The sequence below is a fragment of the Frigoribacterium sp. NBH87 genome (assembly GCF_014217665.1).
Classification (GTDB): domain Bacteria; phylum Actinomycetota; class Actinomycetes; order Actinomycetales; family Microbacteriaceae; genus Frigoribacterium; species Frigoribacterium endophyticum.
In genome coordinates this window covers 586,392-600,486 of sequence record NZ_CP043650.1, presented here as the reverse complement: position 1 = coordinate 600,486, position 14,095 = coordinate 586,392, and the positions used below count along the sequence as shown (strand labels likewise).

Below are 14,095 nucleotides of genomic sequence, written 5' to 3'. Positions count from 1 at the left end.
CGTCGTTCCCGAGCACCTGCCCCGACCGACATCGATCCACCGAAGGAACCGCGCCATGTCCTCCCTCCTGCCCCGCGACTCCTCGCGCCTGGGCGAGCTCCGGGCCCTCCTGTTCGACCTCGACGGCGTGCTCACGCCGACCGCCGAGGTGCACATGCGGGCCTGGTCGCGCCTCTTCTCCGAGTGGTTCGCCGCCCACGACCTCGGCCCGTACACCGACGCCGACTACTTCGAGCACGTCGACGGGCGACCGCGCTTCGACGGCGTCCGCGCGATGCTCGCGGCCCGCGGCGTCACCCTGCCCGAGGGCCACGACGACGACAGCCCCGACACCGAGACGGTGCGCGGCCTCGGCAACCGCAAGAACGCCGTCTTCGCCGCCGAGCTCGCCGAGAACGGCGTCGAGCCCTACCCCGGCAGCGTCGCCTTCCTCGACCGGGCCATCGCGCTCGGCGTGCACGTCGCCGTCGTCTCGAGCTCGCGCAACGCCGTGCCCGTGCTCGAGGCCGCCGGCCTCCGCGACCGCTTCGAGGTCGTCGTCGACGGCGCCGTCGCCGCGGCCGAGGGCATCGCCGGCAAGCCCGCCCCCGACACCTACCTCGAGGGCGCCCGCCGCCTCGGCCTCACCGCGGAGGACTGCGTCGTCGTCGAGGACGCCACCTCCGGCGTCGAGGCCGGGAGGCGCGGGTCGTTCGGCCTCGTCCTGGGCGTCGACCGCGGGGCCGGCCACGCCGCCCTGCTCGCCTCGGGCGCCGACGTGGTCGTCGACGACCTCGGCGACGTGGTCGACGCGCTCGGCGCGACCCGCGACTCCGCCGGCTCCGGCAGCTCCGGCGACACGACCAGCAGCGACACGACCAGCAGCGACGCAGAGGACCCCTCGTGAACACCATCACCACCGACCCGCTCGACCGGCACCGCTTCCCGGTCGACGAGTGGGCGCTCGTCGAGGACGAGTACGTGCAGGGCGACGAGGGCGTCACCGAGACGATCTTCGCCGTGGGCAACGGCTACCTGGGCCTCCGCGGCAACCCCGACGAGGGGCGCGGCGGCCACTCGTTCGGCACCTACGTCAACGGCTTCCACGAGACGTGGCCGATCCGCCACGCGGAGGAGGCCTTCGGCTTCGCCCGCGTCGGCCAGACCATCGTCAACGTGCCCGACGCCAAGGTGATCCGCCTCTACGTCGACGACGAGCCGTTCGTGCTCTTCGAGGCCGACATCCTCGACCACACGCGTCGCCTCGACTTCCGCGACGGCGTGCTCACCCGCGACGTCGAGTGGCGCACCCCCTCGGGCAAGCGCGTGCTCGTCACCAGCCGTCGCCTGGTCAGCTTCGAGGACCGCCACCTCGCGATCATCGAGTACGAGGTGACGGTGCTCGACGCCGACGCGTCGCTGCTCATCTCGAGCCAGATCCTCAACCGACAGGACATGGGCGACGAGTACCACGCGGGCATGCGAGCCGCGGCCGGCGCCTTCGACCCGCGCCGTGCCGAGGCCTTCGACTCGCGCGTGCTCCAGCCGGTGCTGAAGCGCAACGGCGGGAAGCGCGCGGTGCTCGGCTACCGCACGACGAACTCGGGCATGACCATCGCGGTCGGCGCCGACCACGTCATGGACACCGAGAACGAGTGGGACGAGTCGTCGTCGATCGACGACGACCTCGCCAAGCACGTCTACCGGGTGCGGGCCAAGGCCGGCGTCTCGACGCGCATCGTCAAGACGATCACCTACCACACCAGCCGCGGCGTGCCCCCGCGCGAGCTCGCCGACCGCTGCGACCGCACCCTCGACCGCGTCGCCGAGGAGCCGCCGTCGGCGATGTTCGACAAGCAGCGCGCGTGGCTCGACGACTACTGGGCCCGCACCGACGTCGTCGTCGGCGGCCAGCCCGAGGTACAGCAGGCCGTGCGCTGGAACCTCTTCCAGCTCGCGCAGGCCACGGCGCGCACCGACGGCCAGGGCGTCGCCGCCAAGGGCGTCACCGGCTCGGGCTACGGCGGGCACTACTTCTGGGACACCGAGATCTACGTCCTGCCCTTCCTCACCTACACGGCGCCGAACGTCGCCCGGAACGCCCTGCGCTTCCGCCTCGGCATGCTCGACGCGGCCCGTGACCGGGCGGTCGAGCTGAACCAGCGCGGCGCGCTCTTCCCGTGGCGCACCATCAACGGCCTCGAGTCGTCGGCGTACTACGCCGCCGGCACCGCGCAGTACCACATCGACGCCGACATCAGCCACGCCCTCAGCCAGTACGTGCAGGCGAGCGGCGACCTCGACTTCATCGAGCGCGGCGCCGTCGACATCCTCGTCGAGACGGCACGCCTCTGGGCCGACCTGGGCTTCTGGCGCTCGAACGGCGACCAGCGGTTCCACATCGACGGGGTCACCGGCCCCGACGAGTACACGACGGTCGTCGACGACAACCTCTACACGAACGTCATGGCGCGCGCGAACCTCCGGGCCGCCGTCCGCTACGTGACCCGCCTGGCCGAGGAGTCGCCCGCCGCCTACTCGAGGATGGTCACCCGCCTCGACCTGGAGGACCACGAGGTCGCCGGCTGGCAGGTCGCCGCCGAGGCGATGGAGATCCCCTACGACGAGCACCGCGGCATCCACCCGCAGGACGCGCAGTTCCTCGACAAGGAGCTGTGGGACCTCGAGTCGACGCCGGCCAGCAAGCGCCCGCTGCTGCTGCACTACCACCCGCTCGTCATCTACCGCTTCCAGGTGCTGAAGCAGGCCGACGTCGTGCTCGCGCTCTTCCTCCAGGGCGACGAGTTCACCGCCGAGCAGAAGCTCCGCGACTTCGAGTACTACGACGCCCTGACGACCGGCGACTCGACCCTCTCGGGCGTCGTGCAGTCGATCATCGCGGCCGAGGTGGGCCACCACCAGCTGTCGCAGCAGTACTTCCTGTCGTCGCTGTACGTCGACCTTGCCGACCTGCACCGCAACACGGCCGACGGCGTGCACGTCGCCTCGACGGGCGGCATCTGGAGCGCGCTGGTCAGCGGCTACGGCGGCATGCGCGACTACCTCGGCGACATCACCTTCGACCCGCGCCTGCCCGCCGACTGGGAGGAGCTGAGCTTCAAGCTCACCATCCACGGCTCGCGGGTGCGCGTCGACCTCGCGCAGCACGAGATCGTCTTCACGGTCGAGGAGGGCACCGGCGTGAGCGTCGGCGTCCGCGGCGAGCGGGTGGAGGTCGGCGAGCTCCCCGTGCGCGTGGCTCTCGACGACCAGGGGCCCCGCATCACGACGAAGGTGCCGACGACGAGCGACCTGCGCGGCCTGATGCGCGCCGACGGCTCGGTCATCACGGCGTCGATCCCGACGATCAGCATCGACCGGTACGACGACGACGAGGTCGCTTCGTAGCGGCGGGTCGCCGTCCTCCCGGGCGGGCCGGCGCTGACCGGCCGGCGAGGACACGCACCCGCCGGGGGCTGGCGGTGGCCCGAGCCACGGCTGCTCCGCGACCGAGGCGGCCCGGGCCCGGGGCCAGCGGGAGGTGCTGGCCCGGATCGCTGATCCACTCCGGAGTGGATGAGCGATGCTGGCGGGTCTCCCGAGGTCGCGTCGAGGGCTGGGCCCGCGGTGCGGATCGGTCCCTGCCGATCGCGGCCCCGTGCGCCGATGCCTCCGTGGAAGCGGAGCCCGGCCTAGAAGGGCCCGGCCGCCGAGGCGATCGCCTGGAAGAGCGCCGTCGTGTCGGCGTCGCGCTTCTTGACGCTCGCGCCGATCGTGCCGGCGGGGGAGTGCACCTCGCCGGTCACGCGGATGCCCTGGTCGGTCGGCGTGAACACCAGGCGCACGACGTCGCGGTCGCTCGCCGTCGCGCTGCGGCGCAGCAGCTCGGCGCCCTCCTCGTCGGCCGAGGTGACGCTGAAGCCGGGCGTCGACTGCACGGCCCGGCGCACGAGCCCCGGCAGCAGCGCGGCCGGGAGCTTCAGCTCGAGGGAGGCGCGGGTCACGTCGGGGTCGCCGGTCACGATCTGCGGTGCACGTTCGTCAGCCATGGGCCGAGGCTACGGCACGGCGTCGGGGCCGCGCGCTGCCGGGGCCGCGGCGGTCGCCGACTCCGCTCGCGCTCACGCTCGTGCCCGCGCATGCTCCCGCGCTCAGTCCCCGACCTCGTCCTCGCAGTCGAGCCCGCGCGCGATGAGGCCGCGGTAGTCGTCGCACTTCGCGGTGAGCACGCCGAGGTCGGCCCGGAGCTGCGCCATCTGCTGCTCGATCGCGGTCACCTGGGCCTCGAGCAGGGCCAGCCGCACGGGGTGCGTCGCCAGCTCGCCCCGGCCCGCCTGCACGAAGGCGCGCACGTCCGCCACGGGCATGCCCGTCCGCCGGAGCGCCTGGACGAGCCGGACGAACCGCACGGCGGCCGGGCCGTACCGGCGTCGACCGTCGCCGCCCCGCCCGACGAGGGGGAGCAGCCCCTCCCGTTCGTACCAGCGCAGGGCGTCGACGCTCAGGCCGGTCGCCTCGGCGACGCGACCGATGCCGACTGGGGCGACCCGCGCCTCCTCGAGGACGTCGTCGAGGTCGGCCGCGTCGTGGGCGCGACCCGCCTCGCCGTCGAGGGGACGGAGCGGGGGAGGCGTCGCGAGCGTCATCGTCACAGGGTACGTCCGTCCTCCCAGCGGCCCGAGGCCCGTGCGCCCCCGGCGTCGGCGGCGGAGGCGGGCGAGGCCGCCGCGGCCGCCTGCGGGTCCGCCTCCGGTCGCAGGTCGAGGACGAACCGGTAGCGGACGTCGTTGTGGGCGAGGCGGTCGAGGGCCTCGGCGAGCCGGGCGGCCGGCAGCACCTCGACGTCGGCGACGACGCCGTGCTCGGCCGCGAAGTCGAGCATCGCCTGGGTGTCGGCCCGGCCGGCGCTGCCCGAGGCGGTCAACGACCGGTGGGGCAGCAGGCTCATCGCCGAGACGCTGTAGCGCGGCGGGATGCCGAGCATGCAGAGGGTGCCGCCGCGGCGCAGCGTCTCGAGGTACGGCGACGGGTCGTGGTCGCCCGAGGCGGTGTCGACGACGAGGTCGAAGCGCCGGGCGGCGGCCGCCATGGCCTCGGGGTCGGTCGACACGACGACCTCGACGGCGCCGAGCGCGAGGGCGTCGGACCGCTTGCGCGGCGACGTCGTGAAGACGGAGACCTCGGCGCCCCGGGCGACGGCGAACTTGACCGCGAGGTGGCCCAGGCCGCCCAGCCCGACGACGCCGACCCGGTCGCCGGGCCCCACGCCCGCCCGGGCGAGCGGGGCCCAGGTCGTCACGCCCGCGCACATCAGCGGGGCGACGGCCGCCGGGTCGAGGCCCGCGGGCAGGTGGTAGGCGAACGACTCGCGGACGACGTACTCGCCCGACCAGGCGCCCTGGGTGCGGCTGCCGTCGTGGCGGTCGCGCCCGCCGTAGGTGAGGGTCGGGAACTCCACGCAGAGCGACTGCTCGTCGGCGAGGCAGTTCTCGCACGTGCCGCAGGAGTCGACGATGTTGCCGACGGCGACCGGGTCGCCGACGGAGAACCCGGTGACGGCGGGGCCCACGGCGACGACCTCGCCGACGAACTCGTGGCCCGGCACGAGCGGCAGCTGGCCGGTCCGGGCCTGCTCGAGGGCGTGCAGGTCGCTGTGGCAGACGCCGCAGAAGTCGACCCGCACGGCGAGGTCGTCGGGGCGGAGGTCGCGGCGGTCGAGCGCGACCTCCTGCAGCGGGGCGCCGGGGGCGAGCAGGGCGTGGGCGGTCGTGGTCCTCATGGGTCGACCGTAGGAGCTGGAGTGTACTCCAGCGCAAGGGCCACCGCCCCTAGAGTGGGCGCATGAAGAGTCTGTACTACGCGGGCCAGGAGCTGGTCGTGACCGACGAGCTGGCCGAGGTGCTGCTGGCCGCGGCGATGGAGTTCAGCGACGACGACCGCACCTTCCGCGTGCCGGTCGCCTGCCGCCTCGAGGGCGTGGCCCACATGGCGCAGCTACTGCTCGGCCCGGGCATCCCGCTGCTCGTCGTCGACGCGCCCGATGACGTCGAGCCGGCCGCCGGGTCGGAGTCGTCGGCCGCCTTCATCGTCGAGCTGACCGAGAGCCTCGTCGACGAGGACTGAGCACCAGGGCGTCGCGACCGCCGACGGCTCGCGCCGCCGTCAGCTGGCTCCCCGTCCCCGGGCCTAGCCTCGGGGCATGTCCGTGCGCCTGGAGACCCCCGTCGAGCCCGCCTCCGCGGGGATGCCGCCCCGCGCCTCCTCGGGGTGGGCCGCCCTCGCCGGCGTCGTCTCGTTCGTGGCCTGGGCCGGCGCCGCCGAGGCGGCCGCCGTCGTCACCGGGCCCGGGGGCAGCCCGCTGCTCGCCGTCGGCTCCGCCGTGATCGACCTCGCGCCGGCCGCCGCCAAGGACACGATGGTGGGCCTGTTCGGCACCGGCGACAAGGTCGCCCTCGGCGTGCTGATGGCCGTGGTGCTCGTCATCGTCACGGGCCTCGCCGGCGTCGCCGAGCAGCACCGCCCGCCGCTCGGCCGTGTCGTCTTCGGCGTCGGCGGGGCCCTCGCGGTCGCCGCGGTGCTCACCCGGGCCGGCAGCGGCAGCCTCGACGCGGCCCCGGCTGTGATCGGCACGGTGGTGGCGGTCGTGGTGCTGCCCGGCCTGCTCCGACGGCTGTGGCGCTGGCGCCTCTCGACCACCCCCGGCTGGGCCGCCGCGACCGAGCCCACGCCGCCGCTCGGCGGAGCCCCGGTCGAGCGCCGCAGCTTCCTCACCGCGATCGGGCTCACGAGCGCCGTCGCGGTCGTCGTGGGCGCCGGCGCCCGCGTGATCAACGCGGGCCGCGCCGACGTCGCGGCCCTGCGCGACGGCATCGCCCTCCCGGAGGCGGCCGTCACCGCCGAGCCCGTGCCGGCTGGCGCCTCCCTCGACGTGCCCGGCATCACGCCCTACGTGACCTCGAACGAGGACTTCTACCGCATCGACACGGCTCTCCGCGTGCCCTCGATCGACCCCGCCGAGTGGAGCCTGCGCATCCACGGCCTCGTCGAGAACGAGATCGTCGTCTCGTTCGACGAGCTGCTCGCCCTGCCCCTCGAGGAGCACCTCGCCACCCTCAGCTGCGTGTCGAACGAGGTCGGCGGCGACCTGATCGGCACCGCCCTCTGGCTCGGCCACCCGATCCGCACCCTGCTCGCCCGGGCCGTGCCGACGGCGGGCGCCGACATGGTGCTCTCCACCAGCGAGGACGGCTTCACTGCGGGCACCCCGCTCGACGTGCTCACCGACGAGGGCACCGACGCCCTGCTCGCCGTGGGCATGAACGGGCAGCCCCTGCCGCAGGAGCACGGCTTCCCCGTGCGCATGGTCGTGCCGGGCCTCTTCGGCTACGTCTCGGCGACGAAGTGGGTCGTCGACCTCGAGGTCACCCGCTTCGCCGACGCCGAGGGGTACTGGACGCCCCGCGGCTGGGACGCCCTCGGCCCGGTCAAGCTGGAGTCGCGGGTCGACGTGCCGGCGTCGGGCACGTCGGTCGACGCCGGCACCGTGCCGATCGCGGGCGTGGCGTGGCACCCGCACACGGGCGTCGCGCGCGTCGAGGTGCAGATCGACGAGGAGCCGTGGGTCGACGCCCAGCTCGCGGACTCCGTCTCGGCGGACACCTGGGTGCAGTGGGTGCACCGCTGGGAGGCGACGAGCGGGCGGCACACCGTGAGGGTCCGGGCGACCGGCGCCGACGGCGAGGTGCAGCGGGAGGCCCGCATGGCCCCCGCCCCGAACGGCGCCGAGGGCTGGGACGAGCACCAGGTCACGGTGCGCTGAGACCACCGCTCACCGAGCCGGGCCAGCGCGGCGCTCGTCGGGCTCGTCGGGCCCGGCGCTCGTCGGGCCCGCCGCCCGGCCCGCGCGCTACGCGACGACCCCGAGCGCGAACGGGAGCACCGCGGAGGCACCCGCCCGACGGAGCTCGCGCCCCGCGACGGTGACCGTCCACCGGCTGTCGACGAGGTCGTCGACGAGCAGCACGGGCCCGGGCGTGGCCGCCAGGGCCGCGGCGAGCTCGGGGCCGACCTCCACCGACCCCCACACGTCGGCGAGGCGGTAGACGCTGTTGCCGCCGCCGCGCGGGGCGTCGGACGAGCGCTGGCGGGTCGGCGTCAGCTGGCCGAGCACGGGCAGCCGCCCGACGTGGCCGAGGGCCTCGCCCAGCGAGGCCACGAGCTGCGGGTGCCCCTGCGACGGCATCACGACGATGCCGACGGGCCGCTCGGCCCAGCCCCAGTCGGCCAGCACCCGGACGCAGCCGTCGACGAGCGCCCGCGTGACGGGCTGGTCGGGCGTCGACGGCGCGAACACCTCCCGGAGCGTCGTGCCCCAGCCGAGGTCGGTGAGGCGCGCGAGGGCCCGCCCCTGCTCGACGCGCTCGTCGGGCGCGATCTTGCCCTTGGCGGGCACGCCGGCCCGGTCGGCGCCGGTGGGCCACTGCGCCCGCGGCTCGACCTCGACGCCCACGCGGTCGAGCGAGCTGGCGGCCGACGCGGCCGCGTCGCTCGTCACGTCGCTCGGGTACCAGGGGCCCGCACAGACGTCGCACCGGCCGCACGGCACCGCGGCGGGGTCGTCGAGGTCGAGCTGGAGCATCTGCATGCGGCAGGTGGCGCCCTCCTCGTAGCGGATCATCGACTCCTGCTCGGCGAGCCGGGCGGTCGCGATCCGGTCGTACCGCTCGCGGTCGTAGACCCACGGCCGCCCGGTCGAGACCCAGCCGCCCTGCACGCGGTGCACGGCGCCGTCGACGTCGAGCACCTTGAGCAGCAGCTCGAGCGGGGTGCGCTTGATGTCGACCCGCGCCTCCAGCGCCGGCGTCGAGAGCGGCGTCTCGCCCAGCTCAGCGAGCACGGCGCTCGCGCGCGCCTCGGAGGGCATCGACGCCGTCGCGAAGTACTGCCAGATCTCGCGGTCCTCGCGCCCGGGCAGCAGCAGCACGTCGGCGTTGTCGGTCGCGCGCCCGGCGCGGCCGATCTGCTGGTAGTAGGCGACCGGCGACGACGGCGCGCCGAGGTGCACCACGAAGCCGAGGTCGGGCTTGTCGAAGCCCATGCCGAGCGCGCTCGTCGCGACGAGCGCCTTGAGGTCGTTGGTCTTGAGGCGATGCTCGAGCTGCTCGCGCTCTTCCGGGTCGGTGCGGCCGGTGTACGAGCGGACGTCGTGGCCGGCCTCGCGCAGCAGCCGGGCGGTGTCGTCGGCCGCCGAGATGGTCAGCGTGTAGATGATGCCGCTGCCCGCGAGGTCGCCCAGGTGGGCGAGCAGCCAGCCGAGCCGGTCGCGCGAGGTGGGCAGGTCGAGCACCCCCAGCCGCAGGGAGGCGCGGGCCAGCGAGCCACGGATCGTCAGGACCGAGGTCTCCGGCCCCTCGGTCAGCTGCTCCTCGACGTCGGCCACGACGCGCTCGTTCGCGGTGGCCGTCGTGGCGAGGACGGGCACGCCGGCCGGCAGCGTGCGGATGAGCTCGGCGAGGCGCCGGTAGTCGGGGCGGAAGTCGTGCCCCCAGTCGCTGATGCAGTGCGCCTCGTCGACGACGAGCATGCCGAGCCGGTCGACCAGCAGCGGCAGCTGCTCGTCGCGGAACCTCGGGTTGTTGAGGCGCTCCGGCGACACGAGCAGCACGTCGACCTCGTCGGCGAGCAGCGCCTGCTGCACGTCGGCCCACTCGTGGGCGTTCGCCGAGTTGAGGGCCACCGCCCGCACGCCGGCCCGGGCGGCCGCGGCCACCTGGTCGCGCATCAGCGCGAGCAGCGGCGAGACGAGCAGGGCGGGCCCCGTGCCGCGACGGCGCAGCAGCAGGGTGGCGATGAAGTAGACCGCGGACTTGCCCCAGCCGGTGCGCTGCACGACGAGCGCGCGTCGGCGGTCGGCGACGAGGGCGCGGATCGCCTCGAGCTGGCCGTCGTGGAAGACGGCGTCGTCACGCCCGGTCAGGCGTCGCAGCAGCTCGAGGGCCTCGGCGTCGACGTCGGTCACGGCGGGGGCGGCGGTGTCGGTCATCGGGCCATGGTGCCACGCACCACCGACCCTGCCGGCCCCGGCCCGGCCGACGCCGGCCTCAGGGGGCGGCGGGCGCCTCCGGCACGACGACGAGCTCGAGGTGGTCGCGCAGCTGCCCCGGAACGTCGACCTCGTCGGGCGCGAGCAGCCACTGCAGCTGCAGGCCGTCCCAGAGGGCGACGAGGGCGGTCGCGGCCCGGTCGGGGTCGACGCCGGGCCGCAGGAGCCCGGCCGCCTCGAGCCCGCGGAAGGCGTCGCCGAACTCGCGACGGAGCCCAGCGAGGCGGGCGGAGACGTAGTCGCGGCCCGGGTTGCCCGCCGTGACGGCCTCGCCCGAGAGCACCGCGTAGAGCTCGACGACCCCGGGCACGGACTCGTTCGCGCGGGCCTGCCGCACGACGGCCTCGACCATCGAGCCCTCGGCGGGCGTCGCCGGCATCGGCCCCGCCGAGACCTCGTCGCGGCGCGCGAGGACGGCGAGCAGCAGGTGGCTCTTGGTGGGGAAGTAGTGCAGCAGGCTCGTCTGGCTCATGCCGACGACGTCGGCGACCTTCTGCAGCGAGCCCCCCGCGTAGCCGTGGGCCGCGAAGACCTCGAACGCGGCCGCGACGATCGCGGCCCGGCGCTCCGCCGACTTGGCGTACGGGCCCCGGCGAGCCCGCGGGGCGTCGGCGCTGCCCGGCGCGGCGGCGGGGTCGGCGGGCGAGGCGGTCATGGGGGGCAGCCTACGACGCCCGGCGACGTGCCCCGCGAATTTCGAGCGACCACTCGACACTGTGTTAGCGTCGTCGCGTCCCGCCCACGTCGCCGGGGGCCCGCGCCTGCGCCCCGGTCGTCGTCGACGGCCGCCCCGCCCGCCCCCTCAGCACGGTCGACGCCCTCCCGCGGCGGCCCCGGAAGGACTCGTCCCGTGACGAACACCGCCTCGTACCTCACCGACACGGGCCCCGGCATGGGCCTCCGCAGCCCCGCCCGCTCCGCGCTGCACACCGACGCGCCGACCCTCTCGCTCGACGGCGAGTGGGCCTTCCGCCTGCTGGCCGGCGCGCCCGGCACGCCCGGCGGCCGGGGCGTCCTGCCCGAGGGCGAGGGCCCGACGGACTTCGCCGCGGTCGACCACGACGATTCCAGCTGGGAGACCATCGCGGTGCCGTCGCACTGGGTGCTGACCGGCGACGGCGAGCGCGGCCTGCCGATCTACACCAACGTGCAGTTCCCCTTCCCGACCGAGCCGCCCGCCGTGCCCGACGCCAACCCGACGGGCGACCACCGCCGCCGCTTCACGCTGCCCGCGAGCTTCGCCGGCGCCGAGCGCGTGCTGCTCCGCTTCGAGGGCGTCGAGTCCCGCTACGTGGCCTGGGTCAACGGCGTCGAGGTCGGCATGGGCGTCGGCAGCCGCCTCGCGCAGGAGTTCGACGTCACCGACGTCGTCCGCCCCGGCGAGAACGTCGTCGCGGTGCGCGTGCACCAGTGGTCGGCGTCGAGCTACGTCGAGGACCAGGACCAGTGGTGGCTGCCCGGCATCTTCCGCAGCGTCACGCTGCAGGCGCGGCCGGTCGGCGGCCTCGACGACGTCTGGCTGCAGACGCCGTGGCACGGCGCCGCGGGCGAGCCCGAGGGAGGCGCGTCGATCGTCGCCGAGGTCACGGCCGGCCCCGCGGCCTGGCCGGTGGTGCTCGCGGTGCCCGAGCTGGGCGTCGAGGTGACCTGGTCGTCGCCCGCCGACGTCGCCCCGGTCGAGATCGCCGACGGCGTCGCGCCGTGGAGCGCCGAGACGCCCCGCCTGTACGACGCGACCGTGACGAGCGCCGGGGGAGCGGAGACGATCTCGCTCCGCCTCGGCTTCCGCACCGTCCGCGTCGACGGCGACCTCTTCACCGTCAACGGCCGCCGCGTCGTGTTCCACGGCGTGAACCGGCACGAGACGCACCCCGACCGCGGCCGCGTGTTCGACGAGGAGTGGTCGCGCCGCGACCTCGAGCAGATGAAGCGGCACAACGTGAACGCGATCCGCACGTCGCACTACCCGCCGCACCCGCGCCTCCTCGACCTGGCCGACGAGTACGGCTTCTGGGTCGTGCTCGAGAACGACCTCGAGACGCACGGCTTCGAGCGCGGCGCCTGGGTCGGCAACCCCAGTGACGACCCGGCCTGGCACGACGCCCTGGTCGACCGGATGGTGCGCACGGTCGAGCGCGACAAGAACCACCCGTCGATCGTGATGTGGTCGCTCGGCAACGAGGCGGGCACGGGTCAGAACCTCGCCGCGATGGCCGCGTGGACCCACGCCCGCGACGCCGGCCGCCCGGTGCACTACGAGGGCGACTACACGGGCGCCTACACCGACGTCTACTCGCGCATGTACTCGTTCGTCGACGAGACGCGCGCGATCGGCGCCGGCGACGAGAGCGTGCCCCTGCTCGGCACCACTGCGGCGGAGGCGGCCCGCCAGCGCTCGAAGCCGTTCCTCCTCTGCGAGTACGTCCACGCGATGGGCAACGGCCCCGGCGCGATCGACGAATACGAGGACCTCGTCGACGAGTTCCCCCGCCTGCACGGCGGCTTCGTCTGGGAGTGGCGCGACCACGGCATCCGCACGCGGGCGGCCGACGGCACCGAGTTCTTCGGCTACGGCGGCGACTTCGGCGAGGTGGTGCACGACGGCAACTTCGTGATGGACGGCATGGTGCTCAGCGACGACACGGCCTCGCCCGGGCTCGCCGAGTGGGCCCAGGTCGTCGCGCCCCTGCGGGTGCGGTTCGAGGCCGTCGAGGGCGGCGGGGCCGTCGTGGTCGTGTCGAACCGGCGGCACTCGGCCGACGCCTCCGACGTGTCCTTCCGCTGGTCGGTCGCCCACGACGGCGTGGAGGCGGCCTCGGGCGTGCTCGACGTCGTCGGCCTCGGCAGCGGGGCCCTCGCCGCGGGCGAGGTCGTGCGCCTCGCCCTGCCGGAGGTGCCGGTCGCGGCCCTCGGCGAGACCTGGCTGACGATCGAGGTCGTCACCGTCGCCGACGCGGCCTGGTCCCCGGCCGGCCACGTCGTCTCGACCGCGCAGCTCGACCTCACGCTGCCGGGCTCCGCCCCGGTCGCCTCGGCCGCGCCGCGGCCCACGGTGGCGACGGCCCTCGACACCGCGGCGGGCATCGCCTCCGGTCGGCTCGACCTCGGCCCCGCGAGCTTCGTCGACGGCCGTCTGGTGGCCCTGGCAGGCCGGCCGGTCGACGGGCCCCGCCTCGAGCTGTGGCGCGCCCCCACCGACAACGACCGCGGCCACTGGTGGGCACCTCGTGACCGCGACGCCGACGTCATGCGCGACCGGCACCGCAGCGACCGCTACCTCGAGAGCCTCGAGCCGAGCGCCGAGACGGTCTGGCGCCGCGCCGGCCTCGACCGCCTCACGGGCCGCGTGCTCGCCGTCTCGACGACGCCGACCTCGGTGCAGGTCCGCACGCGCTGGGCGGCGGCCGACGCCGGTCAGGCCGTCACCGTCGACGAGCGCTGGACGCTCGACGGCGACGACGTCTGGCTCGCCCTCGACCTCGTGCCGACCGCGGGCTGGGACGTCACCTGGCCCCGCGTCGGCGTGCGGCTCGACCTGCCCGTCGACGTCGAGCGGGCGTCGTGGTTCGGCACCGGACCGGCCGAGTCGTACCCCGACTCGCGGCACGCAGCCGTCGTCGGCCGCTTCGAGTCGGGGGTCGACGACCTCGTCGTCGACTACGCCCGCCCGCAGGAGAGCGGCCACCGCAGCGACCTCCGACAGCTCGACCTCGCCACCGCCGAGGGAGGCGCGTGGCTGCGCGTCGAGGCCCTGCCCGACACGGCGGGTCGTCGCCCCGGCTTCACGCTGCGCCGCCACACCGCGCAGCAGGTCGACGCGGCCGCGCACCCGCACGAGCTGCCGGCGCCGACGGCCACGCACCTGTGGCTCGACGCCGCGCAGCACGGGCTCGGCTCCCGGGCCTGCGGGCCCGACGTGTCGGCGCCCCACGTGCTGCGCCCCGGCGCGCACGCGCTGCGCCTCCGCCTCAGCGCGCTGGGCTAGCCCGGCAGCCCGGCAGCCCGGCAGCCCGG

The 14,095-nt window shown here is 75.1% G+C and carries 10 protein-coding genes; 5 read left to right on the top strand and 5 right to left on the bottom strand.

Going from position 1 to position 14,095, the window contains the following annotated elements:
- Window positions 1–55: 55 nt before the first annotated feature.
- Complete coding sequence (locus tag F1C15_RS02820) at window positions 56–886, top strand: HAD family phosphatase (protein ID WP_185232835.1); 831 nt, start codon at window positions 56–58, stop codon at window positions 884–886.
- Window positions 883–3,387 (top strand): glycoside hydrolase family 65 protein, encoded by a 2,505-nt coding sequence (locus F1C15_RS02815; protein ID WP_185232833.1) that lies wholly within the window; start codon window positions 883–885, stop codon window positions 3,385–3,387. Before F1C15_RS02820 ends, F1C15_RS02815 begins: the two co-directional genes overlap by 4 nt.
- A gap of 284 nt (window positions 3,388–3,671) precedes the next feature.
- On the opposite strand, the gene F1C15_RS02810 is transcribed toward F1C15_RS02815, so the two are convergent.
- The 3 genes from F1C15_RS02810 to F1C15_RS02800 form a co-directional block, all read right to left on the bottom strand.
- Window positions 3,672–4,028 carry a hypothetical protein gene (locus F1C15_RS02810; protein WP_056055223.1) on the bottom strand — a complete coding sequence of 119 codons (357 nt, stop codon included), beginning with the start codon at window positions 4,026–4,028 and terminating at the stop codon, window positions 3,672–3,674.
- Between the two features lie 102 nt (window positions 4,029–4,130).
- Window positions 4,131–4,625 (bottom strand): MerR family transcriptional regulator, encoded by a 495-nt coding sequence (locus tag F1C15_RS02805; protein WP_185232831.1) that lies wholly within the window; start codon window positions 4,623–4,625, stop codon window positions 4,131–4,133.
- Between the two features lie 2 nt (window positions 4,626–4,627).
- Window positions 4,628–5,758 carry an NAD(P)-dependent alcohol dehydrogenase gene (locus tag F1C15_RS02800; protein WP_185232829.1) on the bottom strand — a complete coding sequence of 377 codons (1,131 nt, stop codon included), beginning with the start codon at window positions 5,756–5,758 and terminating at the stop codon, window positions 4,628–4,630.
- A 62-nt stretch (window positions 5,759–5,820) separates the two neighbouring features.
- On the opposite strand from F1C15_RS02800, the gene F1C15_RS02795 reads away from it, so the two are divergent.
- Together F1C15_RS02795 and F1C15_RS02790 are read left to right on the top strand one after the other, a co-directional pair.
- Window positions 5,821–6,102 carry a hypothetical protein gene (locus tag F1C15_RS02795; RefSeq protein ID WP_185232827.1) on the top strand — a complete coding sequence of 94 codons (282 nt, stop codon included), beginning with the start codon at window positions 5,821–5,823 and terminating at the stop codon, window positions 6,100–6,102.
- Between the two features lie 76 nt (window positions 6,103–6,178).
- Window positions 6,179–7,798, top strand: coding sequence for a molybdopterin-dependent oxidoreductase (locus F1C15_RS02790; protein WP_185232825.1), 1,620 nt, complete (start codon window positions 6,179–6,181; stop codon window positions 7,796–7,798).
- Between the two features lie 87 nt (window positions 7,799–7,885).
- Here F1C15_RS02790 and F1C15_RS02785 read toward each other — a convergent pair whose 3' ends face one another.
- Window positions 7,886–10,021 (bottom strand): ATP-dependent DNA helicase RecQ, encoded by a 2,136-nt coding sequence (locus F1C15_RS02785; RefSeq protein ID WP_185232823.1) that lies wholly within the window; start codon window positions 10,019–10,021, stop codon window positions 7,886–7,888.
- Window positions 10,022–10,079: 58 nt separating this feature from the next.
- Window positions 10,080–10,736, bottom strand: coding sequence for a TetR/AcrR family transcriptional regulator (locus F1C15_RS02780; RefSeq protein WP_185232821.1), 657 nt, complete (start codon window positions 10,734–10,736; stop codon window positions 10,080–10,082).
- A 195-nt stretch (window positions 10,737–10,931) separates the two neighbouring features.
- On the opposite strand from F1C15_RS02780, the gene F1C15_RS02775 reads away from it, so the two are divergent.
- Window positions 10,932–14,066: a glycoside hydrolase family 2 TIM barrel-domain containing protein gene (locus tag F1C15_RS02775; RefSeq protein ID WP_370543614.1), complete on the top strand. Its 3,135-nt coding sequence runs from the start codon at window positions 10,932–10,934 to the stop codon at window positions 14,064–14,066.
- Window positions 14,067–14,095 lie beyond the last annotated feature (29 nt).

Excerpts from the sequence above, each read along its gene's own strand:
- F1C15_RS02810 (WP_056055223.1), bottom strand. The coding sequence starts at position 4,028 with ATGGCTGACGAACGTGCACCGCAGATCGTGACCGGCGACCCCGACGTG.
- F1C15_RS02785 (WP_185232823.1), bottom strand. The coding sequence starts at position 10,021 with ATGACCGACACCGCCGCCCCCGCCGTGACCGACGTCGACGCCGAGGCC.
- F1C15_RS02800 (WP_185232829.1), bottom strand. The coding sequence starts at position 5,758 with ATGAGGACCACGACCGCCCACGCCCTGCTCGCCCCCGGCGCCCCGCTG.
- F1C15_RS02820 (WP_185232835.1), top strand. The coding sequence starts at position 56 with ATGTCCTCCCTCCTGCCCCGCGACTCCTCGCGCCTGGGCGAGCTCCGG.
- F1C15_RS02795 (WP_185232827.1), top strand. The coding sequence starts at position 5,821 with ATGAAGAGTCTGTACTACGCGGGCCAGGAGCTGGTCGTGACCGACGAG.
- F1C15_RS02790 (WP_185232825.1), top strand. The coding sequence starts at position 6,179 with ATGTCCGTGCGCCTGGAGACCCCCGTCGAGCCCGCCTCCGCGGGGATG.
- F1C15_RS02780 (WP_185232821.1), bottom strand. The coding sequence starts at position 10,736 with ATGACCGCCTCGCCCGCCGACCCCGCCGCCGCGCCGGGCAGCGCCGAC.
- F1C15_RS02805 (WP_185232831.1), bottom strand. The coding sequence starts at position 4,625 with ATGACGCTCGCGACGCCTCCCCCGCTCCGTCCCCTCGACGGCGAGGCG.